Origin of the sequence: Paenibacillus sp. FSL H8-0259, assembly GCF_037963255.1 — a bacterium.
In the GTDB taxonomy this organism is placed as follows: Bacteria; Bacillota; Bacilli; order Paenibacillales; family Paenibacillaceae; genus Paenibacillus_AQ; species Paenibacillus_AQ phytohabitans.
The window spans coordinates 4,801,552-4,825,739 of sequence record NZ_CP150147.1; the positions used below are offsets into that span (position 1 = coordinate 4,801,552).

Sequence of the window (24,188 nt, forward strand, 5' to 3'; positions counted from 1 at the left end):
GAGCAAATCCATTGCAACTGAGAACGATTATCAACTATACTTGGGTTATGAACCAACAGGAGTTGAGAAGAATCATGAATCTGAAGGACCATATCATACTGTGGAACCACGCTTTAATAGAAGTTATTGATATCCGCAAGGCCTCTTTCACTTCGGGAGAACCTCCGCTGCTGTACCGCCTTCCAGCCAGTACATATATGTATGTCGTACGCGGCAGTGCAACTGTGCTTATAGATGAGATTTCATTTGAAATCAGCGGCTCCAGTGTCATTCATGGCGGCAAAGGCATGATGATCAAAGTGCTCAAGACACAGGAAATCCTGGATTATTACTTAATTTTATACAGATCCACACTTACGCTCCCCGGACGGCGGAATCTTACAGCACTTATGGAGCGCAGCCGGCCTTTTAGCAAAATTTACAATTTCACTCCAGGCAATCCGCTTCCGCTGTACGAGATCCTGATCCAGATGTATGGCGAATGGCAGCAAGGCGGCGTACTCGAGCATCTGCATGCCAAAGCCTTGTTCTATCAATGGGTCCATGAGCTGCTCCGTCAGCTCCATGCGCAGGATATTCAGCCCCTCAAAGCGGATTCGCTGGACCAGGCAGTACGCTACATGCACGACAGTTACAGCAAACCATTCACGCTGGATGCACTCGCCGGCACACTCGGGATGAGCCCGAGAACCTTGTCGAGGCTTTTCCGGATGAGGCTTCAGACCAGCCCTGCCCAGTATATGATACAGATCCGTATGGACAAAGCCCGGGAGCTGCTACTGAATACAGAGTCCACGCTGCATGATATTGCGCTTGCCGTCGGCTACCCGGATGCATATCATTTCGGCAAAATGTTCAAAAAGCATTTCGGCACCTCGCCGGTAAGGTACAAAAATTCCCTGCTAACCGTGTCAAACTGGCCGGAAATACCATCCGCTGTGTCCGCTTATGACATTGCCTGGGAAGACACTCTCCGATATATTGATGATGATAATCATTATCAATATAACCCAAAAGGAGCGTCACCCATGTTCAGAACGGCTAAACCATCCCTAATGCTCACCTTGTTGTTATGCTTCACCATAGTGTTAAGCGCGTGTTCCGCAGGAGGTGCCAACAACACTACAGCGGGCAATGCCAGCAACTCAGGAGCCGCTTCGCCTGCTGCGACTGCAGCCGCTACAACATCCCCTGATAACACTGCAGCCGAGGCCCAGACCCGGACCATCTCCACCGTCAAAGGAGACGTAGAGGTTCCAGCCGATCCCCAGCGTGTGGTAGTACTGTATCTGCTGGGCGATGTCCTCGCACTTGGTATCAAACCCATAGGTGTATCTGATGTATCCGAAGGCGCAGCCTTTGAGAATGAATTGAAGGATGTACAGAAACTGGGCACCTGGTTTGAGGCTAGTCCTGAGGCTGTACTCTCGCTGGATCCCGATCTGATCATTGTTCCTTCTGAGGAGACCTATGCAGCACTGCATGACATCGCACCGACAGTGCTGGTCCCTTATGAGAAGATGACGACCGATGAGCGGGTAAGGTTCATTGGACATATTTTCGGCAAGGAAGAACAGGCTACCGGCCTTTTGAACAGCTTCAATGCCAAAGTGGAGGACAGTAAGCAGAAGCTGCAGGAAGCGGGAATTCTCGGTTCAACGGTCTCCATCATGGAAGGCGGCGCAGACCGCAGCATGGTAGTGGTCATGAGCAAACAATATGGCCGGGGTTCACAGGTCATTTATGAATATCTCGGAATGAAGGCGCCTGAGATTCTCCAGCAAAAAATTGATTCCAAGAGCGATATGGGCGGTGATTCCGTATCCTTTGAAGTTCTGGCCGATTACAGTGGAGATTATATCTTCCGTTCTTCCTACGATGGGATGGCTGATCTGACTGCCGATCCGCTCTGGAACAGCATTCCGGCAGTCAAAGAAGGCCGCCTGATGGAGATTGACTTCGGATTATCCTATTACAGCGATATCTATTCGCTGAACGCACAGCTTGATTTCATTGTGGACAAACTGCTTGCAGCACCCCGGGTGAAATAATTTTAGATTGACCACAAATTGCCTAACTTAAAAAAGATGACCCGTATCTACTTCTACGGGTCATCTTTTTTGGGTTATGAACTGATTCTGTTATGCTGATACTGTTCAAGGGACATCAGCACCTCACGGGGCTTGCTGCCCTCGTAAGGCCCGATCACGCTTCTTGCCTCCATGGCATCAATTAACCGTGCAGCACGGGTGTAACCGACCCGCATGCGCCGCTGAAGCAGAGACACCGAGGCTTGCTTGGCTTCCAGCACAATCTGGACGGCTTGTTCATATAATTCATCCTGCGGATCCTGATCCTCCGATAGGGTATCATCCACTTCAGGAACAAGGGATTCATCATAATTCGCTTCACCCTGGCTGCTTACATACTGTACAATGGTTTCGACCTCCTGATCGCTCATGAAGGCCCCCTGGACACGAATCGGCTTGGAAGCTCCCATTGGCAGGAACAGCATATCCCCCCGTCCCAGCAGCTTCTCTGCACCCGGCATATCCAGAATGGTCCGTGAATCCACATTCGAAGATACTCCAAATGCAATCCGCGAAGGAATATTCGCCTTAATCAGTCCGGTAATGACGTCCACGGAAGGACGCTGTGTGGCGATGATCAGATGAATTCCCGCCGCCCGCGCCATCTGGGCAAGCCGGCAGATCGCATCTTCGACATCATTCGCCGCCACCATCATCAGATCGGCAAGCTCGTCCACAATTACTACAATGTAGGGCAATACCGCTGCCGGATTATCTTTCATTAATGTATTATAGCCTTCCATATTACGCGTGCCTGACTTGGAGAACAGCTCATACCGCTTCTCCATCTCCACCACTATCTTCTTCAAGGCAAGACTGGCCCGCTTGGGATCGGTAACCACCGGCGCAAGCAGATGCGGAATGCCGTTATATACATTCAGTTCAACCATCTTAGGGTCAACCATGAGGAACTTTACTTCATTAGGCTTCGCCTTATACAGGATACTGGTAATAATGCCGTTAATACAGACGGATTTACCGGAACCGGTAGCCCCCGCTACCAGCAGATGGGGCATCTTGGCCAGATTGCCTATAATCGTCTGACCGGAGATATCCCGTCCGAACGCAATCGACAACCGTGACTCTGCCTCCTGAAAAATCTGCGTCTCCATTACTTCACGCATGGTTACAATTGAGACCTCGGAGTTCGGCACTTCAATACCGATGGCTGACTTGCCCGGAATCGGCGCTTCCATCCGGATATCCTTGGCTGCCAGCGCCAGCGCGATATCATCGGTAAGATTGACAATCCGGCTGACCTTCACGCCGATATCCGGTTGAATCTCATACCGGGTAACAGCCGGTCCCCGGACAACCTCAAGCACCTTCGCCCGGACACCGAAGCTCTCAAGTGTAGCTTCCAGCTTACGGGCCGTCTGCATGTAGTCATTCTGGTCTCCGGCCTTGGCTCCGTTATTAGGCTTGGCCAGCAGCCGGAAGGATGGAAGCTTGTACGGCTTGGGCGGAGGAGGTGGCGGAGCTGCCGGAACCACTTCACCATTCTCTGCCGTTCCCAGCAGCCCTTCCAGCTCTACAGGAAGTCCGTCCTCTGCAGCTTCATCCGCAAGTGCAGGATGTCCGGCAGCAGCAGGGAGAGCCTCATCGCCCGCTCCTGTAACACCGCCGCCGCGTGCAGCCGGCGAGAACTCGCTCCACTCCTCCCGGTCCTCCGCATTCAGACCTTCCGAGCGGATGTGCTCGAAGAAGTCGCGGATGATCGGGGTAACCGGCTCCAGATCTTCTTCGGGGAATTCATCCTCGCCGAAATCTTCCGGCGGCATTCCCCTGCCGGCCGCAAGCCCGGATATTATCGGACCGTTCCGCGGTTCTGTCAGGATTACATCCGGCAGTTCCCCGTCATCATATTCTTCCGTCCCGGGCTGCTGCTGATTACGGGCGGAGCCGCTGAACCAGCCGGCCACTCTTCCCAGCAGGTTCGGCTGTGCACGTCTAGGCAGCTGATTATTGTTCTCTTCTTCATCGTCTTCGTAGTAGTCATCATCATCTGCCGGCTGCGGTGCAGCAGGTGTGCTGTTTCTTGCAGCTCTGGGCACTACTGGAACCGCTGCAGGGCGGTTGGCTGATCTGAGCTTTATTCCTTCCACCAGCTTAACCGCTCTTACCCGGAGCAGCGTAAACAGCTCCACATACGACAGATTGGTAATCAGCATGAAGCTGATCGCCAGCAGAACAATCATAAGCAGCTTGGCGCCCAGATTGCCGAACAGCCACAGTAGAGCTGCATACTCCAGCGCTCCGATGTACCCTCCGCTGATGTCCTTGCCGAGCATGTACACGCTGCTCTCACCAGCGCCCGGAGACAGTGAACCCGAGAGGTCATTATGTATTTGGGCCAGCACATTGCCCGGATGCAGCATTCCGATCGGTCCCAGCTTCTGCTGCATAGCCGAAATCGTACTCATCAGGCACATGGACAGCAGCAGCAACAGCCCGCCGGTATACCGGCTGTTCCAGGTGGACGGCCATTTACGGTGAATCATGACCATCAGTCCATAGAAAATGCCGGCCAGCGGCAGCACAAAATAGAATCTGCCGAGTAAGTATCCCGCCATACTTGAAAGAGAGCGCCCTACAGCCGCTTCACCTGACAAAGCAATGACGGAGATCGTAATAAGCAGAATTCCATAGATTTCATATTTTAAAACGCTGCCCAGCAGCGCTTTTTTCTTTTTCTTTTTTCTTTTTTTAGCCACGCCAGCCACCCCCACAACATTATACCATATAATGGCGTGGCGTACCTATGTTCTCTTTTGTCAGAAAATGCATCTATAGGCAGTATGTTCGCATTTATTTGTCTATTTGAATGACCGATCCGGGGGACAGGGCTGCGTCCAGATACCTGTGCAGCGGACACTGAATCAGCCTGACAATCCGCGCCTGACCGCCTTCAAGCGGTTCGACCTGCATCAGCATCCCTTGATAGCTGACCTCCTGCACCGGCAGCGCATAATTAAGTGCACCCTCAAACACCTGCTCCATCGGCAGAATCGTATAAAAGGTCATTGAGTCAGTCCTCCCGGCGGCAGATGATCAGGCGAAAGCGAAACGTTTCCCGCAATCATTTGGTTCAGATGGGCCAGAGCAGCTCCTATACCGCCCACCTCATCCATAAGACCATATTTCACGGCATCCTGTCCGCCGACAGCGGTACCGATGTCACGGTTCAGCTCTCCGGTTTTGAACATCAGGTCTTTAAATTGCGTCTCTGTAATGCGGGAATGCGAAGTTACAAATTTAACCATCCGCTCCTGCATCCGCTCCATATATTCGAAGGTTTGCGGCACTCCAATCACGAGGCCATTCATGCGGATCGGATGAATCGTCATCGTTGCACTCTCGGCAATAATGGAATAGCTGGAGGATACCGCGATCGGGACGCCAATGCTATGGCCGCCGCCGATTACCACAGTCACAGTTGGCTTGGACAAGGAGGCAATCATCTCGGCAATAGCCAGCCCGGCCTCCACATCCCCACCGACGGTGTTCAGGATAATCAGCAGCCCTTTAATATTCTTATTCTGCTCGGCGGCAACCAGCTGGGGAATGATGTGTTCATATTTCGTAGTTTTATTATGCGGCGGCAATACGAAATGTCCTTCGATCTGGCCAATAATCGTCATGCAGAAAATATCCGGCTCCCCTGTAGGAACCGCCGTTTGCCCCAGCTCCTTCAGCACCCCCACCGGTCCGGGCAGCACAGGTTCACTGACTCCGGGTTTGATCTCTCCAGGCATAATCTCTTCGTTCTTGCCGCTGTTCATGCTTGCTTCTGTGAAGTCCATTGTGCGCAGCTCTCCCTTTCTGCTTACAGCACCCATCCGCTGCAGCCATACTATCTCCTGGTAGTATGACATTCCGGGGGACTCCCTTATGCAAATCCGGTTATAAAATATCAGGCTGTGTTTGTTCAAGTTAATTGGGATCTGCTACGGCACCAAGCACTGCCCCCCGGATATAGGGTTGTCCATTCAAGCTCTTCAGACCTGCTGCAGAGCCGGTGACAACAACTCCCAGAATCCGGACATCTGCGGCGTCAGGCTCAGCCTTATCCTTTTTGAGGTACCGGCTGATCCGGCTGTATTCGCTATAATAATTGTCTTTATGCTCCAGCCCGGATTGAAGCAATCCCAGAAAATCCACCGGCGATACCTCACCGCCATTATCATTAGGTCCGGTGCCGAACCCATAAATGCCTGAGGAAGATGACACAGGCTGCGGACTTATCATTACGCCATCCCAACCCTCGTGGGATTTCAGATAGAACCCGGAACTTTCGTCATACGTATCCACCCAATACCATACAGGTCTGGCCTCTTTAGGAAGCATTCTTTTCACCTCCTCGAAGGAATAGGGTTGATCAAAAGACAGTGCCATCTCAGCCAATTCATCCGGTCCCATCGCGGTAAGCAGGTTAAGGTCATTGAGGATTGAACTGTCGTATTCCACACCTGGAATGTAGTAAGCCATCTCCTTCTGACCGTTATGCGGGTTATACTGCCGTCTGAACACCTGGCTGTCCGGATTTCCCGGGGGCGCTGACTCCTGCAGATTGGTTGTGCCGCCATAAGCACCAGTGGCAAAAGGAAACCACCACTCGTTATAATTGAACCATTTCTCATTCCACGGAACAGGTACGCCTTCAATGATCTTATAAGTGTTCATTTCCAGCACTCCAGATAAGAATCCGCGGTTGTCTCTATAGCTGGACATATATTCATTGGGACTGCTAATCATCAGATATTTCCATTCACTCATCTTTGTCTCAGCGGAGCGGTGGGCCACCAGCTGTGCCGCACCGAAAAATATCGCGGTCAATGTAATAAGGGTAACGAGCAGTGAAATAACAATACTGCGGATTATGCTTTTACGTTTAGCTTTTTTTAGTGTCAGGGCCAAATTCTGATCCTCTTGTCCTTCCCATGGGGCTGTCATTCAGCCTCACCTCCGTAAATGTGTTGAAACTGCTGCCTGGCACGGTACAGAGAAGCCTTCACTGTACCTTCTGAGACTCCCAAGAGCGCAGCAATTTGCTTATAGGAGAACTCCATTTCATACTTCAGCAGAATCAGCTGGCGGTTCGCCGGGTTCATCCTGCCGAGGATCTTCTCAATAAGTATTTTTTGCTCCTGCTGCAGCAGCATGGACTCCGGCAGTTCGCTCTCCGGCGCTTCATAATCGTGAATTTCTTCGGAATACCGGAACCGGGCCTGCCTCCGGCACAGATCATAATAGCTGTTAATCGCTACCTTATAGAGCCAGGCACTGAACTTATGGCCGTCAATCCCGTCAACATACAGTAAGGCTTTGTATATTGTATCCTGTACGATGTCTTCCGCATCTGCACTTCCGGCACCCAGCCGGATTAAATATCTGCGTATTTCTGCCATTTTGGATTGGAGCAGCTGCTCTTTGTTTCCAGCCCCCACTTTCACACCCCCTTGGCAGTATAACGATTGAGCTCCTTAAATGTTGTGTCCGCCGGCAAAAAAAATCTTATAGCTGCACAAAAAGCCCCTCCTCCCCAGGAAACCGTCCAATATTTCCGGGGAGAAGGGGCTATTGCCCTGCATATATTCTAAATGAAGCTTTGAATTATACTTCCATGATGATCGGAAGGATCATCGGTCTGCGGCGTGTCTGCTCGTAGAGGAAACGGCCAAGCGAGTCTTTGACACTGGTCTTCAGAGAAGCCCACTCATTGACCTTCTCGCTCATCAGACGCTGCAGCGTACCGGATACAATCCGGTTAGCTTCGTCCAGGAGACCTTCAGACTCCCGCACGTAGACAAAACCGCGGGAAATGATATCCGGTCCGGAGACAATAGCTCCATTCTGCTTGCTGAGTGTTACCACTACAACCAGAATTCCGTCCTGGGACAAGAGCTTACGGTCACGCAGTACGATATTGCCGACATCGCCGACACCAAGTCCATCAATGAGCACGTTGCCTGCAGTAACCTTGCCGGCTCTGCGTGCTGCTCCTCCGGAAATCTCAATCACTTCGCCAAGCTCCGTGATGAAGATGTTGCTTGGTTCTACACCGACGGACTCTGCAAGAATTGCATGTCTGCGCTGCATACGGAACTCACCGTGAATCGGAATGAAGAATTTCGGCTTCATCAGGTTGAGCATCAGCTTCAGCTCTTCCTGGCTGCCGTGACCGGATACGTGAACACCGGAGTTGGAGCCGCTGTAAATTACATTGGCGCCAAGACGGAAGAGTTCATCAATGGTACGGCCTACATACTTCTCATTACCCGGTACTGGTGTAGCTGCAATAATAACAGTATCGCCCGGCATAATGTCTACCTTGCGGTGACTGGAGCGCGCCATACGGGTCAGCGCGGACATTGGTTCGCCCTGGCTGCCTGTGCAAAGCACAACTACACGGTTGCCGGCCATTCTGTTCATTTCTTCCGGTTCAATCAGCATACCGTCAGGAATGTACAGGTAACCGAGCTCGGAAGCAATGGAAACAACGTTTACCATACTGCGCCCGATGACAGTAATCTTGCGGCCTGTCGATTCTGCAGCATTCACCACCTGCTGGATACGGTGCACGTTGGAAGCAAAGGTTGCTACAACTACACGCTGTTCAGCTTTACGGAAAATATCTTCCAGAACAATACCGACATTCTTCTCCGAAGGTGTAAAGCCCGGCTTCTCGGCATTGGTACTGTCAGACAGCAGTGCAAGCACACCCTTCGATCCGATTTCGGCCATCCGGTGCAGGTTCGCAAATTGACCGTTAACTGGCGTGTGGTCGAATTTGAAGTCACCTGTGTGGACAACATTGCCTTCCGGCGTCTCGATGCATACACCGACGGAATCAGGAATACTGTGGTTGGTTCTGAAGAATGTTACCTTAAGCGAGGTTCCCAGCTCAATTTCCGAATCTTCGTTGATCAGAATCCGTTTGGTTTCACCCAGCAGGTTCGCTTCCTTGAGCTTGTTATCCACAAGGCCAAGTGTAAGTCTTGTTCCATAGACTGGAACATTAAGGTTCTTGAGCACATAAGACAATCCGCCAATGTGATCTTCATGTCCGTGGGTAAGCACAATCCCTCTTACTTTGTCACGGTTCTCAGTCAGGTACGAGATGTCAGGTATTACAATATCAATACCGAGCATATCTTCTTCCGGGAATTTCAGACCGGCATCCACGACTACAATGTCGTTGCCGTACTGAATAACGTACATGTTTTTTCCGATCTCGCCGACTCCGCCTAATGCGAATATCGACAATTTATCGTTGTTGTTTTTTTTCGACAAATGAATCTAACCCTCCTATGATGTTGGACGTCATACTTTTATTTGTAAACAATGAGCTTCAATTATTTCAGCGGCGCTGTAGACTTTCTTCAAATTGCTGTTAACTTCCCTTATTCGACAAAGAAATTCCGATAAGTCTATATAATTGCGCAAGGCGAAACTCCCGAACCGGGCAGTAACATCGTCTTGAAGCGGGCAAACGCCGTCAAAATTTCATCACCGCGCCCCTCGCGCGAAAATCCGGCATGTTTAGCACAGACTTATCCAAGGACCTATCCTGTCTCACAATGTAAAATTACATTGACGGAAGATTACCGCATATTTTATTTTAACCGCACCGAATCACTTAAGGACATTATACATGATTTTTTTGGCAAAAGACAAGTCATCCTGATCCTAGTCCTATTCTTTCCTTAACAAACAGCCATTATTTGAGGAAAAGACAAGCAAAAAAGCGGTTTATGGCTTGCGTTTTTTTACATAGTCTTTATACGGATCTGACAAAATAAAAAACCGCCCGCTCTTTAGAGCGGACGGTTAGCGATATAAATCTGCTTAAGAAGACTGGGTTGATACCTACTTAAGCAAAGCTGCAATAAAGGCCGCTTCCTCATCTGTCGGAGAAACCAGCGGCAGCCTGACTGAACCTACGTCGATCCCGCGCAGACCCAGCGCATATTTCACCGCCGAAGGATTCGGCAGCGGCTGCGGGCATTCGAACAACCCCTTGAACACAGGAAACAGCGTCCGGTGGAGCTCACCGGCACGGCGGACATTCCCGGAAGTGAAGGCTTCGATCATCTCCAGCATCTGCGCCCCGACAATGTGGCTGGCTACGCTGATAATACCGTGGCCGCCCACAGCAAGCGTGGCCAGACCCGCAGAATCATCCCCTGAGTAGACATGGAAATCATCCGGGCAGGCCGAGGCAATCAGGGTGATCTGATCCACCGAGACGCATTCCTTCGTAGCGACAATGTTCGGAATCTCGGCCAGACGCAGTGTGGTTGTGACACTTAGGCTCACCGTAGTGCGGCTTGGTACATTGTATAAGATGCAAGGCAGCGAAGTCTCGGCGGCAATGGACGAGAAATGCCGGTAGAGCCCTTCCTGATTAGGTTTGTTGTAATAAGGGACGACCAGAAGCACACCGTCCACGCCGATTTTCTCGGCTTCCTTCGTGAGCTCGATGGAATGTCTGGTACTGTTGCTGCCGGTTCCGGCGATGATTTTGCAGCGTCCGCCTGCCTGCTTTTTGACAAAAGAAAACAGCTTCAGCTTCTCATCATCGGTTAAGGTAGGCGATTCACCCGTTGTTCCGCAGACTACCAGCGCAGCGGACTTCTGTTCTTCTATCAGGTAATCAACAAGCCTTGAAGTTGCTTCCCAGTTGATTTCTCCGTCCCCGTCAAACGGGGTTACCATTGCGGTTATTAGTCTTCCGAAATCCACTTTGAATTCCTCCTTGTCAGCGGTGCAATTCAAACTTGGCATGCAGGGCGCGAACCGACTGCACCATATCTTCCTTCTTCACCAGAACCCAAATCGTTGTATTGGAGTCTGCGGATTGCAGAATCTGAATATTTTGCGAGCTGAGCGCTTCAACAATACGGGCCATGATTCCCGGCACCCCATTGATGCCTCCGCCGATAACGGATACTTTCGCACAGCCGGACAAGCTCCTAGGACGCAGCCCCAGCTCCTGCAGCACAGAGATTGCTTTCTCCGATTTGTCATCAAACACAGTGTACAGAGCCTCGGATGGAGTCACATTAATGAAGTCTACGCTGATCCCGTTATCCGCCATGCTTTTGAAAATCTGCAGCTGTACGCCTGTTCCGTTGCCGTCAGGACATTCCACGGAGATCTGTGTAATGTTACTGACATACGCAACGCCCGTGACAAAACGGTCAACGACTCCGTGCGAAACATCGCTGAAGCCTTCAGGATGGGTAACAAGCGTCCCTTCCGCTTCGGAGAACGTTGACCGTACACGTACCGGAATCTGAGCCTGCATAGCGATTTCTACAGCCCGGGGATGAATTACCTTGGCTCCCTGATAGGCCATATTACAGATTTCCGTATAACTGACATAAGTTAGTTGCTTGGCATCTTCGACAATCCGCGGATCAGCGGTCAGAATGCCGTCAACATCGGTATAAATATCCACCATATCCGCACGCAGTGCAGCACCGAGCGCTGTAGCCGAAGTATCGCTTCCTCCGCGGCCAAGGGTTGTGAAATCACCGGCTTCGGTTTGACCCTGGAACCCGGTTACTATTACTACTTTATGCTCACGCAGTTCGCGTAGAATGCGTTCTGTCCGCACATCCAGAATTCTTGCGTTGCCGTAGCTGCTGTCTGTTACAAATCCCGCCTGCGCCCCCGTAAGCACGGTAGAACGGATTCCTTCCTGCTCCAGCAGTCCGCAGAGGTTGGCCGCCGAGATAATCTCCCCGCAGCACATCAGCAGATCACGTTCGCGGTCGGGCAGCGAGTTCCCGCTTTGAGCCGCCAGATCCAGCAGTGTATCTGTAGCATAAGGCTCACCTTTGCGGCCCATTGCCGAGACTACAACCACCAGGCTGAACCCGCTGGCCAGCTCCCGTTTGACATGACGGATTACATGTTCTCTGGCCACCGGTGTGGAGAGCGAGGTTCCGCCGAATTTTTGCACCAAAATACCCATTTATAATTCCTCCATTACTTCTCTAAGCAAGCGCTGATAAATACGCAGAATAGCTGTTACCTTCATAGAGAACGGCTCTTGCTGCGCTGGGTGCATACCTTGAAATACTGAATACAAGTGTTAATCTCTAACGGTTCATTCATTGCCTAGCGTATGCAGAACCTCGTCCGAAATCGACTGCAGCAATGCGCCAGCCATAATCTTCCCTGCACTTGCCGGTGCGACAATTCCTGGAAGGCCCGGAGCCAGGATTGCCTTAATCCCGCGCTTCTCCGCGTACCGGAAATCACAGCCGCCCGGAGCCGAAGCCAGATCAATAATTACACACTGCCTGGGCACACGCGAAAGAACCTCTGCCGTAAGAATCATGCCGGGAACGGTATTGAAGATAAGGTCAATATCATCCACATGAAGCTGCAGTGTCCCGGTCATAAAAGGCTTCCAGCCCATTTCTTCAGCACGGGCGTAATGCTCCGGCTTCCTGACCCCCACGGATACTCTGGCTCCAAGGCCTTGCAGGGTTCTAGCCATCGTGAAACCGGTTCTGCCCATGCCCAGCACCAATGAATTGGAGCCATGTATGGTGAAATCGGTATTCTGAATAGCTATTACCAGCGCGCCTTCCGCTGTAGGGATAGAATTGTATATCGCCACATCATCCCTGTCCAGCAGCTCCACTAGCTTCAGTGAATGCCTGGAACACAAGGCGCGCAAATAACTTTTGGCCATACCAGTATATACTATACAATCTGCCCGCAGCGCCGCGATATGTTCATCCAGCAGCTGCAGCGGACCGGAGGAATACAGCGCGTTAAGCTTTCCTTCCTCATCGCATCCTGCCACGGGCAGCACCAGTACATCGGCTGTGCCGAGCAGTTCTGCCGACATCGGTTCCAGACTCACCCCCGGAACCGGAGTCTCCCACTGGTCGAACCCCGCGGCACTTACCGCCGCATTCATCTCTACGCATCTGCGGATCACTTCGAGCTGTCTTGCGTCCCCGCCCAGGAATACGATCCTGATGCCAGTAAGCATAAGGAAGATGCCCCTTTCCTCAACCCTGATCAATGCTCCAGCCTTAACCTGCTGAATAAAGTGTTGAACCGCCCTCAAGATGAGGACGGCAGATATGTTACGTATGTGCTTGGCTGCTGTGAAGAGCCGTAATGCTATGCTGAATGAAACCGTTCGATAATCATAGGCTGCAGCTGGCTGCCTTGCAGGGCTGCATAACAAGCCTCAGGAATAAGGTCCATCCGGGCGACAAGCGAGTTAGGCTTTGCAACCGGATTATCCTGGCCGAATGGCACAAAATAAATATTCTTAGTTACCAGCAGCTTAGCTATATTCGCCGCATTCAGGCCCAGCCCATCGTTGGTGGAGATCGCCAGCACCAGCGGACGCCCGTTGCGCATCTGCGATTTGGCAGCCATCAGCACCGGACTGTCCGTCATGGCATTCGCCAGTTTGCTTGTTGTGTTCCCTGTGCAGGGAGCAATCGTAAGTACATCCAGCAGCTTCGAAGGACCCAGCGGTTCCGCTTCAACAATTGTAGAAATGATATCATTCCCCGTTATATCTTTCAACTGTTTTAACCAATTTTCCGATGTGCCAAAGCGCGTATCCGTGTTCAGCACAGATGCCGATACAATCGGCACCACGTTGGCGCCGCCATCCATGAACCGCTGAATCTGCGGCATTACCTCGGCAAAGGTGCAGTGAGAGCCGGTAATTGCATAACCAACTGTTTTTCCATGCCAATCCATTTATTCGTCCCCCCTGATTGAAGTCTCGCCTGATAACGACTGTACCAGTGCATTAGCCATAATGATTCCGGCGCTCTTGGGGGCCACAATACCGGGAAGTCCCGGTGCCAGCATCGCCTTGATCCCGCGCTTCTCGGCATAGCGGAAATCGCACCCGCCCGGTGCGGAAGCCAGATCGATGATCACGCAGTGCCGCTGAAGACGCGATAGAACCTGTGCGTTAATAATCATGCTCGGAATGGTATTGAAGATCAGATCCGCTTCCGGTACGTGAAGCAGCAGATCTCCGGTCATAAACGGCTTCCAGCCCATTTCCTCTGCCCTTGCGTAATGCTCCTGTTTCCTTACACCTACTTTTACACTTGCACCCATGCCTTGCAGTGCCCTGGCCATGGTGAATCCCGTCCTGCCCATTCCGAGCACCATGGAGGTAGAACCATGGATGGTGAAATCGGTATTCTGTATGGCCATAACCAGTGCACCCTCAGCTGTGGGGATTGAATTGTAAATAGCCACATCGTCCCGGTTCAGCAGCTCCACCAGCTTGAGTGAATGTCTGGCACACAGGCCGCGCAAATAGCTTTTGGCCATGCCGGTATACACGATAGCCCGGGACGGCAGCGCAGCAATATGCTCTTCCAGCAGCTGCAGGCGTTCTGAAGCGAATACCGCATTAATATAACCCTCATCATCGCAGCCGACAGCCGGCAGCACCAGCACATCTGCGCTGCTGAGTAATTCTGCCGACATTTGTTCCAGGTTAACCCCCGGGCTTGGGGCATCCCACTTATCGAATCCGGCAGCGCTTACCGACCCATCCATTTCCACACATTTCCGAATCACTTCAATTTGTCTCGCGTCCCCGCCCAGGAACACGATCCTGATGCCAGTAAGCATAGGGATGACGCTCCTTTCCACATACACATTCGACTATAGAGCATCTTATGCCGTGTGGTGCGGATGGGTGAAGAGCGGAGATGAATTCCAGCCAGCGCCGAAATAAATCACTGGGTTTCTGCAATATTCAATCTGTAATCAACTAAAAATTTAAAATCCACCCTCCCCGACCCCAGCCGCGATCCGGCTAATGCAATTCCCCCTGATATCGAAGCCTATACAACGGTTCAGGATATTATCGATCACCGGGATAACCCGCGGGAGAAGCAGTATGAGATACCTGTGCAAGACAGACTAACGGCTCAGCCAAATAGAAGCTAAATCATCTATGCATATGACAAAATATAAAAAAAGCTTGCGGTTACGCACCAGGAAAGTGCAGTTCCGCAAGCTTTTTAAATTAATCATAAATATTGATCCCGCTAATTATTTACCCGTATGTCCAAAGCCGCCGGCGCCGCGCTCCGTTTCAGAGAGCTCACTGACTTCCACCAGCGTTACAGATGGCACAGCCTGGAATACCATTTGGGCAATCCGCTCATTGCGGGCAATCGCAAACGGCTCCTGACCCAGGTTGATCAGCAGCACCTTAATCTCACCACGGTAATCCGCATCGATGGTACCCGGGGTATTCAGGCAGGTAATGCCGTGCTTCAGGGCCAGGCCGCTGCGGGGACGGATCTGCGCCTCCAGCCCGTCCGGCATGGCCAGGGAGATTCCAGTGGGGATTAATGCACGCTCGCCCGGAGCAAGCACCACAGCCTCTGCTACAGCGGCATACAGGTCATACCCTGAGGCCTGTTCGGACATTTTGCAGGGCAGCTGCACATCCTCATTCCCGGGAAGCTTGTTAATTTGAACGTAATAAGACAAGATCATCTCTCCTAACATTGGCTATCGCTTTATCTGTTGAGCCTACCATAGCCAGAGACAACGGCTGTGCGAACATAAAGTCCAGCAGCGCATTGATATCCTCCATGGTCACGGCCCCTATTTTGGCAATCATCTCATCGAGGGTATCCTGCCGTCCAAGCATCAGCTCGTTTTTGCCCATCCGGTTCATCCGGCTGCTGGTGCTTTCCAGACTCAGAATCAGACTGCCTTTCAGCTGCTCCTTGCCTTTGCGGAGTTCATCCTCACTCAGGCCGTTCACAGCAAGATCGTGCAGCATTTCTTTGATCAGCTCGGTAACCTCTTTGGTCTGCTTCGGCGCTGTGCCGGCATATACGGTGAACAAGCCGCTGTCGGCCTGGGCACTATGATACGAAAATACTGAGTACGCCAGACCGCGCTTCTCACGGATTTCCTGGAACAGCCGCGAGCTCATGCCGCCGCCGAAGGCATTGTTCAGCAGAGCCATGGGATACTGCAGAGGGCCGCCGCTCTTCACACCGGGCAAGGAGATGCAGATGTGATTCTGCTCTGTTTTCTTCTTGTGGAAGACCAGCTCCCCCTGATAATCCGGTTCAGTCAGCGAAGGCGATTCACCGTGGTTCGCGAATGAGCCAAAATGCTGCTCCAGCAACTCAATCAGCCCGTCATTAATATTTCCGGCTACGCTGATTACTGTATTCTCGATCGTATACTGCTCTTTCATGTATGCACGCAGGTCATCCGGCGTCATTTCCAGCAGACGTTCCTTGAGTCCGAGTATCGTGTAAGCCAGCGGGTGTTCGCCGTATGCAGCGGCACACATCAGCTCATGGACCAGATCATCCGGCGTGTCCTCGCACATGGAGATTTCCTCCAGAATGACATTCTTCTCCTTGGCCAGCTCTTCGGCATCCATCCGTGAACGGAAAAACATATCCGCAAGCACATCCACAGCAATCGGCAGATGCTCATCCAGCACTTTGGCATAATAGCATGTATATTCCTTCGAGGTAAACGCGTTAACGTTGCCGCCAATCGCATCAAACTGTTCGGCGATCTCCTTCGCGCTGTACCGGTCAGTTCCCTTGAAGAGCATATGCTCGATAAAATGGGAAATCCCGTTGTTCAGCGGGTTCTCATTGCGTGAGCCTGTCTTGACCCAGATTCCGAAGGATACGGATCTTCCGGTAGGGATTTTCTCGGTAACCACCCGAAGTCCGTTCGATAATAATATTTTGTCCAATGTAAAATCCTCCTGGCACAGCCCCTGTATCTGTCTGTATTTATTATTCGCGCCTCTTATCCTATCAGAAATAATCCGTTCACTCAACTTCCCGAGGTGTAATACGCTCTGTTGAGAGTGTCTGACTGACGGTTCCCAGCTGCAGACCCTTGGCTCTAATCCCCCGGATCATTCCCCTCAGCGCCTGGGAAGAGGAGTCTGTAGGGTGCATCAGTACCAGGGTTCCGGGCTCCGCTTTGCTGCTGATCTTGGCAATAACCGAATCCGGAGAAGGATGTCGCCAATCGACCGTATCAAGCGTCCATAAGACCGTTTTTAGTCCCAGCGAAGCTGCAATCTCCACCGTCTGCTGATTAAAATCACCTGAAGGCGGAGCAAACCATTTGTTGGTTACCCCCAGGCTATCCTTCAGCAGCTTCTGTGTCTTCTCAATCTCGGCCGTTGCCCGCGCGCGGCTGAGTGTACTCATGTTGGGATGGGTGTAGGCATGGTTCTCCACTTCATGTCCGCGCTTCAGCATTTCGGCTGCAAGCTCCTTGTTATGACTAAGCCAGCTTCCATCCAGAAAAAAGGTTACCTTGACCTTCTCCGCATCCAGAATATCCAGCATCGGCACAATATACTCGTTCCCCCACGCTACATTAATCATCAGCGACACCATCGGTTTGGCCGGATTGCCCCGGTAGATCGGCTGCGCTCCCAGATCACTCAGCGATACCTTCGGCTCTGTCTGGCGGTACACCAGTTTAAGGCTGTCCGCCGGCCCCCGCAAAAGCGCGTTCCGGTAGGTTGCCTCCACATCCACCTCAAGTCCGTTGTACCCCGGTATGGCTTTCCACACCCGGTCAACGACAGCATCAACAGGCTGCGCATTCAGCTCCGCTGCCTTTCCGGCAATCTGCGCGCGCAATTCATCGTTCGTTTCCTTTGGCGCATAGCTCAGCACAGCCTTATCGGCCTGCGGCTTAAGCCCGGCAATCATCTCTTTGACCGGTCCATTCGTGCTGCCGATCCCGATTACTACTGCAATGCAGGCCAGCACAAGCGCTGCTTTGTCCGTCTTCATTGACGTCTTTCCTCCCCGGCAGAAACGGTCTGATCCGTCCCGGCACAAGGGTAAAAGTGCAAGGACGCTTTGTCCCAGCCTATGTATGAAAAGCGCCGAATATGCATAAACGCATAGAGGCAGCCCACTGCCATATACAATCCGCACCTGAGTACTGCCGGTTAATTGCTAGAAAAAAAGAGCCAGAACGGTAATGCTTCTGTCTCTTCTTCATACATTTAATTAGATTACCGGAAAACCGCAGGCGATGCTATTTCTTACGCCTTCGCTCCACTTTCCGAAGTCAGCACAGCTTTGCGCGACAGATTGACGCGGCCCTGCTGGTCGATTTCGGTTACCTTAACGGTAATGGTATCGCCGATGGCAACAACATCTTCCACTTTAGCCACACGTTCTGTGGACAGCTGGGAAATATGCACGAGGCCGTCTTTACCAGGAATCAGTTCAACGAATGCGCCGAACTTCTCGATACGTCTAACAGTACCGACATAAATTTCGCCGACCTGTACTTCACGCACAATGCCTTCGATAATGCCGCGGGCCTTCTGGATCATCTCTTCGTTGGAGGAGCCGATGAAGACACGGCCATCCTGCTCGATGTCGATCTTTACGCCGGTTTCTTCAATGATTTTGTTAATGATCTTACCGCCAGCACCGATAACATCGCGGATTTTGTCCGGATTGATGTTGATGATAATGATTTTTGGAGCATATTTGGACAGGCTTGTTCTAGGCGCAGAGATTGCTTCATTCATTTTACCCAAGATGAACATACGTCCTTCTTTGGCCTGCTGAAGCGCATCCTGCAGAATTTTACGGTCGATGCCGTCGATTTTGATATCCATCTGAATCGCCGTTACGCCTTCCGCTGTTCCCGCTACCTTAAAGTCCATATCGCCGAGGTGATCTTCCATACCCTGAATATCTGTCAGGATGGAGACATGCTCTCCGTCTTTGATCAGACCCATCGCAACACCGGCTACCGGCGCCTTGATTGGCACCCCTGCATCCATCATCGCCAGGATACTGGCACAGATACTCGCCTGGGAAGTCGAACCATTGGATTCGATGGCTTCCGATACGAGACGGATGGTGTACGGGAATTCAGTTTCACTTGGGATCACTTTGGACAATGCGCGTTCACCCAGTGCGCCGTGGCCGATTTCGCGGCGTCCCGGTGCTCTCAGCGGACGGGCTTCCCCTACGCTGAACGGAGGGAAGTTGTAATGATGCATAAAACGCTTGGTTTCAGCCGGATCGATTCCGTCAAGAATCTGTACATCCCCCAGCGCGCCCAGAGTACAAACGCTAAGGATCTGTGTTTGTCCGCGTGTGAACAGACCGGAACCGTGTGTGCGCGGCAGCAGCGCTGTATCGCATTCAATCGGACGAATCTCATCCAGCTTACGGCCATCCGGACGTACCTTATCATGGGTGATCAGACGTCTTACTTCGTCCTTCACGATATCATGCAGCACTTCCTTAACATCTTTAAGAAGTTCTGGTGTCTCTATGTATTTCTCTGCGAAATACTCCACCGTTTCATTATTAACCAGATCGATAGCATCCTGACGGGCATGCTTCTCGGCAATCTTCACGGCGTCAACCAGACGGCTCTCCGCGTAAGCGCGAACCTGTGCGTTTACATCAGCGTTAACCGCATGCAGCTTCACAGCCATCTTTTCTTTGCCGGCAACGGCGACGAGCTGCTCGATTACAGCTACGATCTTGCGGACTTCATCATGTCCGAACATGATCGCTTCAAGCATAACATCTTCAGTGACTTCATTGGCTTCAGCTTCCACCATCATGATAGCGTCCTTAGTACCGGCTACAACGACATAGATATCGCTGATTGCCTGCTGGGCTACATCAGGGTTGATGATGAATTCACCATTAATACGTCCTACAGCTACGCCCCCGATTGGACCGTTGAAAGGCACATCGGAAATACTCAGAGCAGCAGAAGTACCGATCATAGCTGCAATATCAGGCGCACAGTCCTGATCCACGCTCATAACCAGGTTCAATACTTGCACGTCATTGCGGAATCCTTCCGGGAACAATGGACGAATCGGACGGTCGGTCAGACGGCTCGACAGGATCGCCTTTTCACTTGGACGTCCTTCACGCTTGATGAATCCGCCCGGGATTTTACCCACCGCGTACAATCTTTCTTCATAGTTCACCGTAAGCGGGAAGAAATCCAGATCTTTAGGCTCACTGGATGCTGTAACCGTACACAATACTGAAGTATCTCCGTACCGCACCATAACGGCTGCGTTCGCTTGTTTGGCCAGACGGCCTGTTTCCAGCACAAGGCGTCTTCCGCCCAGCTGCATTTCCACACGTTGTTCCATAAAACCCCTCCTTGAATGATAGTAATTTGTTCTGTATGTTCTACAAGCAAAAACGGCTTGTCCTCCATGAGGTGATCTAGCCGTTTTTGCGAATAATATCCACTTATCTACTGTAAAAGTTTACCCTAAATTTTCAAAAAGCAACCCGGCTGTCCCGCTGTCGCTCGTAAGAAGGACATACGGTATACAACCAGGCTGCTTTAGGGCTCTACTTATGGAAAATTAACGACGCAATCCCAGTTTTTCAATCAGGGCGCTGTAACGTCTGATGTCTTTGTTCTTCAAATACGCCAGCAGTTTACGACGTTGTCCAACCATCTTCAGCAGTCCGCGACGGGAATGATGATCCTTCTTGTGCGTACGCAAGTGGTCAGTCAAATTAACGATGTTCTCCGTAAGGATAGCAACTTGCACCTCAGGGGATCCAGTATCGGATTCGTGAGTTTTGTGCTCGTCGATCAATTGGTGTTTACGTTCTTGAGTCAATGCCATCCTGTTCACCTCCTTCATTATAATCGCCAGTAGCCTCGTCACCGTCGGTGAGAACAAGCAACCAAGCTAAGGTTATGCTGCTGTCATTCCAGCAACGTTAATCAGTATAGCACCTTCAAAGACAAAAGTAAACGGCATGTCCGGGAAAGATTAGGAATGATATCCCAGAAGCCCTTTGGCTGTCTCGGCATCTGCGCCGATCTGGGCGATTAAGGCCTGGATGGACTCAAACTTGCGTTCAGAACGGATAAAGGATACCAGCTCTACCTTAAGCTCCTGCCCGTAAATATCTCCCGCAAAATCAAACAGATGCACTTCGAAGCTTGGAGCAATCATCCCGTCATGAAACGTAGGCTTCACGCCGACATTCATCACACCGTACAATACATCTTCCTTGTAAAATACCTTGACGGCATACACGCCTTTGGCCGGAATGACATAGCGGTCTTCGAGCTGCAGGTTCGCCGTTGGAAACCCGATGGTCCGGCCCCGCTTCTCTCCATGTCCTACAATTCCGCGCAGGTGATAACAACGTCCAAACCAGGCATTGGCTTTATCCAGTTCCCCGGTCAGCAGGCACTTGCGGATGCCGGAGCTGCTGACCTTCTCCCCTTCGAGAAGAAACGGGGAGACCGTTTCTACATTCATAACACCCTGCCCCAGCTCCCGAAGCGTATCCGCATCACCTTCGCCCTTGTAGCCGAACCGGAAGTCGAAACCGACAACGGCGGTTACAATCTGCAGCGGCAGCAGCATTACAGAGACAAAGTCCACCGGGCTAACCCGGGAGAGTTCTTCATTAAATGCAATAATATATAAAATATCAACGCCCATCCCGGCAAGCAGCTCCTGCTTGTCCCTGGAAGGTGTCAAATATCCTTCATAGTCACCCTTACCCATAACATCCTTAGGATGGGGATAAAAGGTCATGACAGCTGCAGGTACACCTGCCTGGCGGGCAAGAGCTACAGCAGATGTTATTACGCTGGCATGTCCGCGGTGCAGTCCGTCGAACTGCCCCAGGGCAACTACTTGAGGCTGCGCCCACTCTGCTGCCGTCTCCGGCAACATAGGATAGCTTAAGGTTACGGTTCTCACGCTGTTTCTCACCTACATTCACAAATAAATTAAAGTTTAAGCCTGTGCAAACACTTTAACAGGAGCAATCGCACCGGTAGCTTCTAAAGCATAGATGCCCAGAAACTCCCCTTGCAGATCATAGAGCCGGAAATCTCCGCTGCCCTTCACTTCAGGTGCCACAAAGCGGAGTGACAGACGCTGCCCTTGCAGGGCGGCTTTCTTCTTCTCCTCGGCTACTGTATGTCTGGGCAAATGCGAAATCGCCTCATCGGCGGCAATTAAATGCTCTTCCAGCGTACCAGCTTCCTTATGTTCGGCAATTTGCTCCAGGGTCAGGCAATGACTGGCAGATATCCCAGCCGACATGGTCCGTTCCAGCTTCACCATCACACCCGGCACTCCAAGCGCACGCCCGATATCCACGCATAGGGTACGGATGTACGTTCCTTTGGAGCATAGTACCCGGAACGTAATATCGGGATAATTGCCGCTCCAGACCATATCCTGCATTTCAATCTCATAAATTTCCACTTCACGGCTTTTACGTTCCACCGTCTTGCCTTCTCTGGCCAGCTCGTACAGGCGCTTACCATCCACCTTCACTGCGGAATACATCGGAGGAACCTGTGAAATCACGCCTTTGAAGGAATTCAGCACAGCCAGCACTTCAGCTTCCGTAACCTGAACCTCTTCAACTGATTCCGTAATCGTCCCTGTTAAATCCTCAGTATCACTGGCAAGACCCAGCCGCAGTGTAGCAACATACTCCTTGGGAAGCTCCTGGATGTACTCAACCACCCGCGTGGCCCGTCCCAGGCACAGGGGCAGCACTCCGGTCACCTGGGGATCAAGTGTACCGGTATGTCCTATCCGCTTCATGCCTAGAATCCGACGCGCCTTGGCCACAACATCATGTGAAGTGAACCCTGCCGGCTTATATACGGCCAGAACACCTGTAAGTTCACTCATAGATGACGTTTAACCTCCTCAAGCACCTGCACTACCGCCTCTTCAAGACTTCCGTTAATGCGGGCTCCCGCAGCACGTGTATGCCCGCCGCCGCCAAAGACCTGCGCCAGCGCTGCGACATCGACCTTACCTGCTGAACGCAGGCTGGCCTTCACCGCATGCTCATCGATTACCTTGAACAGAATGCCTACTTCAACACCGCGGATATTACGCGGATAATTGACAATCCCTTCAAGATCCTCGTTGGCCGCATTACAATCCAGCATATCCTGCGGTGTGACGTACACCCAGGCAATATCCCCTTCAGGACTGAGCTGCAGTGTACTAAGTGCCCGGTTGAGCACCTTTACCTGCGGGAGAGTCATCTCTTCAAGCAGAGTCTCAGCCAGTTCAGGTCCATTCACGCCTAATGCCAGCAGTTCGGATACAGCTGCCATCACTTTAGGAGAAGTGTTGTTATAACGGAAACCGCCGGTATCTGTTAAGAGTCCGGTATAAATGGCCGTGGCAATATCGATATTCCATTCCACCTCAAACGTCTTCAGCAGGTCGAACAGAATCTCTGCTGTCGCAGCCGCATCCGGCTTGATAAGCGTTACGGCACCGTACCCATTATTGGTGGGATGATGATCTATATTTACGATAAGTGCATCACTGGTGAAATGACGCTGGGTAAGTCCTACACGCTGAAAATCCGCACAGTCGACACAAATGACATTGCTGTACTGGCGCGGCAGTTCGCCCGCAGCAGACAGATTGACAATTTGATCGGCATGCCATAAATATTCCATACGCTGCGGAATCTGGCCCTCGTTCAGCATACAATATTTTTTGCCCAGACATGAGAGAAGCCAGCCCACCGCGAGGGTGGAGCTGACTGCATCTCCGTCCGGCTGAACATGCGACACTACAAGATAATCGTCGTGTTCCAGCAGAAACTTACGGGTCTGCTGGAGACTTTGTTCATAGCTCTGCATTCGCCGTCTCCTTTATGTTCCGTAGCTCTATTCGGTTTTGCCGATTTCTCCGAGCAGCTTCTCAATATGACTTCCGTAAGCAACGGATTCGTCAATCTTGAAGATAAGCTCTGGAGTATGGCGCAGGCGGATTGCTTTGCCAAGCTCCGAGCGGAGAAAGCCGTTAGCTTTCTCAATCGCCTTGAGCGAGTCTGACTTCTGCTCCTCGTCCCCGAATACGCTCAGGTATACCTTGGCCTGTGACAAATCATTTGTCACATCTACGCCAGTTACAGTTACGAACCCGACGCGCGGGTCCTTCAGTCCGCTTTGGATGAGCTGGCTCAGTTCTTTCTTAATCTGTTCGCCAACCCGTCCGGCTCTGATTTTAGACATCTATATTCACCTCTTCGC

General features: G+C 51.5%; 21 protein-coding genes. 1 reads left to right on the plus strand and 20 read right to left on the minus strand.

Annotation, left to right across the window (positions count from 1 at the left end; genetic code table 11):
- Nucleotides 1-74 precede the first annotated feature (74 nt).
- On the plus strand, nucleotides 75-2,051 hold the full coding sequence (locus NSU01_RS20575) for an AraC family transcriptional regulator (protein ID WP_042138094.1): 1,977 nt from the start codon (nucleotides 75-77) through the stop codon (nucleotides 2,049-2,051).
- Nucleotides 2,052-2,125: 74 nt separating this feature from the next.
- Here NSU01_RS20575 and NSU01_RS20580 read toward each other — a convergent pair whose 3' ends face one another.
- The 20 genes from NSU01_RS20580 to rbfA form a co-directional block, all read right to left on the minus strand.
- Entirely contained in the window at nucleotides 2,126-4,804 is a 2,679-nt protein-coding gene (locus tag NSU01_RS20580) for a DNA translocase FtsK (RefSeq protein WP_076246904.1), read from the minus strand.
- A gap of 94 nt (nucleotides 4,805-4,898) precedes the next feature.
- A complete protein-coding gene (locus tag NSU01_RS20585) occupies nucleotides 4,899-5,114 on the minus strand; it encodes a YlzJ-like family protein (RefSeq protein ID WP_076246907.1) in 216 nt (71 codons plus the stop codon).
- Entirely contained in the window at nucleotides 5,111-5,845 is a 735-nt protein-coding gene (locus tag NSU01_RS20590) for an ATP-dependent Clp protease proteolytic subunit (RefSeq protein ID WP_256703992.1), read from the minus strand. The genes NSU01_RS20585 and NSU01_RS20590 overlap by 4 nt, the downstream gene beginning before the upstream one ends.
- 178 nt (nucleotides 5,846-6,023) lie before the next feature.
- On the minus strand, nucleotides 6,024-7,043 hold the full coding sequence (locus NSU01_RS20595; RefSeq protein ID WP_076246910.1) for an anti-sigma factor: 1,020 nt from the start codon (nucleotides 7,041-7,043) through the stop codon (nucleotides 6,024-6,026).
- On the minus strand, nucleotides 7,040-7,537 hold the full coding sequence (locus NSU01_RS20600; RefSeq protein WP_256703987.1) for a sigma-70 family RNA polymerase sigma factor: 498 nt from the start codon (nucleotides 7,535-7,537) through the stop codon (nucleotides 7,040-7,042). The genes NSU01_RS20595 and NSU01_RS20600 overlap by 4 nt, the downstream gene beginning before the upstream one ends.
- 166 nt (nucleotides 7,538-7,703) lie before the next feature.
- The gene (locus tag NSU01_RS20605; protein WP_039294807.1) at nucleotides 7,704-9,383 is read right to left on the minus strand and encodes a ribonuclease J; all 1,680 of its coding nucleotides are present in this window, start codon (nucleotides 9,381-9,383) and stop codon (nucleotides 7,704-7,706) included.
- A 576-nt stretch (nucleotides 9,384-9,959) separates the two neighbouring features.
- Nucleotides 9,960-10,835, minus strand: a complete 876-nt coding sequence (gene dapA, locus NSU01_RS20610) for a 4-hydroxy-tetrahydrodipicolinate synthase (protein WP_076246912.1) — start codon at nucleotides 10,833-10,835, stop codon at nucleotides 9,960-9,962.
- Between the two features lie 16 nt (nucleotides 10,836-10,851).
- Nucleotides 10,852-12,072, minus strand: coding sequence for an aspartate kinase (gene dapG, locus NSU01_RS20615; protein WP_039294812.1), 1,221 nt, complete (start codon nucleotides 12,070-12,072; stop codon nucleotides 10,852-10,854).
- A gap of 135 nt (nucleotides 12,073-12,207) precedes the next feature.
- Entirely contained in the window at nucleotides 12,208-13,107 is a 900-nt protein-coding gene (gene dpsA, locus NSU01_RS20620) for a dipicolinate synthase subunit DpsA (protein WP_076246915.1), read from the minus strand.
- A gap of 134 nt (nucleotides 13,108-13,241) precedes the next feature.
- Nucleotides 13,242-13,838 (minus strand): dipicolinate synthase subunit B, encoded by a 597-nt coding sequence (locus tag NSU01_RS20625; protein ID WP_039294817.1) that lies wholly within the window; start codon nucleotides 13,836-13,838, stop codon nucleotides 13,242-13,244.
- Nucleotides 13,839-14,735 carry a dipicolinate synthase subunit DpsA gene (dpsA, locus tag NSU01_RS20630; RefSeq protein WP_042138106.1) on the minus strand — a complete coding sequence of 299 codons (897 nt, stop codon included), beginning with the start codon at nucleotides 14,733-14,735 and terminating at the stop codon, nucleotides 13,839-13,841.
- 426 nt (nucleotides 14,736-15,161) lie between these two features.
- Nucleotides 15,162-15,608, minus strand: a complete 447-nt coding sequence (gene dut / locus NSU01_RS20635; RefSeq protein WP_179093590.1) for a dUTP diphosphatase — start codon at nucleotides 15,606-15,608, stop codon at nucleotides 15,162-15,164.
- Nucleotides 15,586-16,851 (minus strand): pitrilysin family protein, encoded by a 1,266-nt coding sequence (locus NSU01_RS20640; protein ID WP_042138111.1) that lies wholly within the window; start codon nucleotides 16,849-16,851, stop codon nucleotides 15,586-15,588. Before NSU01_RS20640 ends, dut begins: the two co-directional genes overlap by 23 nt.
- A 79-nt stretch (nucleotides 16,852-16,930) precedes the next feature.
- Nucleotides 16,931-17,917, minus strand: coding sequence for a polysaccharide deacetylase family protein (locus NSU01_RS20645; protein ID WP_042138112.1), 987 nt, complete (start codon nucleotides 17,915-17,917; stop codon nucleotides 16,931-16,933).
- Between the two features lie 257 nt (nucleotides 17,918-18,174).
- Nucleotides 18,175-20,277, minus strand: a complete 2,103-nt coding sequence (pnp, locus tag NSU01_RS20650) for a polyribonucleotide nucleotidyltransferase (protein WP_039294832.1) — start codon at nucleotides 20,275-20,277, stop codon at nucleotides 18,175-18,177.
- Nucleotides 20,278-20,499: 222 nt separating this feature from the next.
- Nucleotides 20,500-20,769: a 30S ribosomal protein S15 gene (gene rpsO, locus NSU01_RS20655; protein ID WP_019910460.1), complete on the minus strand. Its 270-nt coding sequence runs from the start codon at nucleotides 20,767-20,769 to the stop codon at nucleotides 20,500-20,502.
- Between the two features lie 150 nt (nucleotides 20,770-20,919).
- Nucleotides 20,920-21,867, minus strand: a complete 948-nt coding sequence (locus NSU01_RS20660; protein ID WP_042138114.1) for a bifunctional riboflavin kinase/FAD synthetase — start codon at nucleotides 21,865-21,867, stop codon at nucleotides 20,920-20,922.
- Between the two features lie 36 nt (nucleotides 21,868-21,903).
- A complete protein-coding gene (gene truB / locus NSU01_RS20665) occupies nucleotides 21,904-22,818 on the minus strand; it encodes a tRNA pseudouridine(55) synthase TruB (protein WP_076246917.1) in 915 nt (304 codons plus the stop codon).
- Nucleotides 22,815-23,795: a bifunctional oligoribonuclease/PAP phosphatase NrnA gene (locus tag NSU01_RS20670; RefSeq protein WP_076246920.1), complete on the minus strand. Its 981-nt coding sequence runs from the start codon at nucleotides 23,793-23,795 to the stop codon at nucleotides 22,815-22,817. Before NSU01_RS20670 ends, truB begins: the two co-directional genes overlap by 4 nt.
- Before the next feature lie 27 nt (nucleotides 23,796-23,822).
- Nucleotides 23,823-24,170: a 30S ribosome-binding factor RbfA gene (rbfA, locus tag NSU01_RS20675; protein WP_039294844.1), complete on the minus strand. Its 348-nt coding sequence runs from the start codon at nucleotides 24,168-24,170 to the stop codon at nucleotides 23,823-23,825.
- Nucleotides 24,171-24,188 lie beyond the last annotated feature (18 nt).

Bases quoted from the DNA above. Each gene is read 5' to 3' on its own strand.
- NSU01_RS20670 (WP_076246920.1), bottom strand. From the start codon at position 23,795: ATGCAGAGCTATGAACAAAGTCTCCAGCAGACCCGTAAGTTTCTGCTG.
- NSU01_RS20585 (WP_076246907.1), bottom strand. From the start codon at position 5,114: ATGACCTTTTATACGATTCTGCCGATGGAGCAGGTGTTTGAGGGTGCA.
- rpsO (WP_019910460.1), bottom strand. From the start codon at position 20,769: ATGGCATTGACTCAAGAACGTAAACACCAATTGATCGACGAGCACAAA.
- pnp (WP_039294832.1), bottom strand. From the start codon at position 20,277: ATGGAACAACGTGTGGAAATGCAGCTGGGCGGAAGACGCCTTGTGCTG.
- NSU01_RS20625 (WP_039294817.1), bottom strand. From the start codon at position 13,838: ATGGATTGGCATGGAAAAACAGTTGGTTATGCAATTACCGGCTCTCAC.
- rbfA (WP_039294844.1), bottom strand. From the start codon at position 24,170: ATGTCTAAAATCAGAGCCGGACGGGTTGGCGAACAGATTAAGAAAGAA.
- truB (WP_076246917.1), bottom strand. From the start codon at position 22,818: ATGAGTGAACTTACAGGTGTTCTGGCCGTATATAAGCCGGCAGGGTTC.
- NSU01_RS20575 (WP_042138094.1), top strand. From the start codon at position 75: ATGAATCTGAAGGACCATATCATACTGTGGAACCACGCTTTAATAGAA.
- NSU01_RS20645 (WP_042138112.1), bottom strand. From the start codon at position 17,917: ATGAAGACGGACAAAGCAGCGCTTGTGCTGGCCTGCATTGCAGTAGTA.
- NSU01_RS20590 (WP_256703992.1), bottom strand. From the start codon at position 5,845: ATGCCTGGAGAGATCAAACCCGGAGTCAGTGAACCTGTGCTGCCCGGA.
- dpsA (WP_042138106.1), bottom strand. From the start codon at position 14,735: ATGCTTACTGGCATCAGGATCGTGTTCCTGGGCGGGGACGCGAGACAA.
- dapG (WP_039294812.1), bottom strand. From the start codon at position 12,072: ATGGGTATTTTGGTGCAAAAATTCGGCGGAACCTCGCTCTCCACACCG.
- NSU01_RS20595 (WP_076246910.1), bottom strand. From the start codon at position 7,043: ATGACAGCCCCATGGGAAGGACAAGAGGATCAGAATTTGGCCCTGACA.
- dpsA (WP_076246915.1), bottom strand. From the start codon at position 13,107: ATGCTTACTGGCATCAGGATCGTATTCCTGGGCGGGGACGCAAGACAG.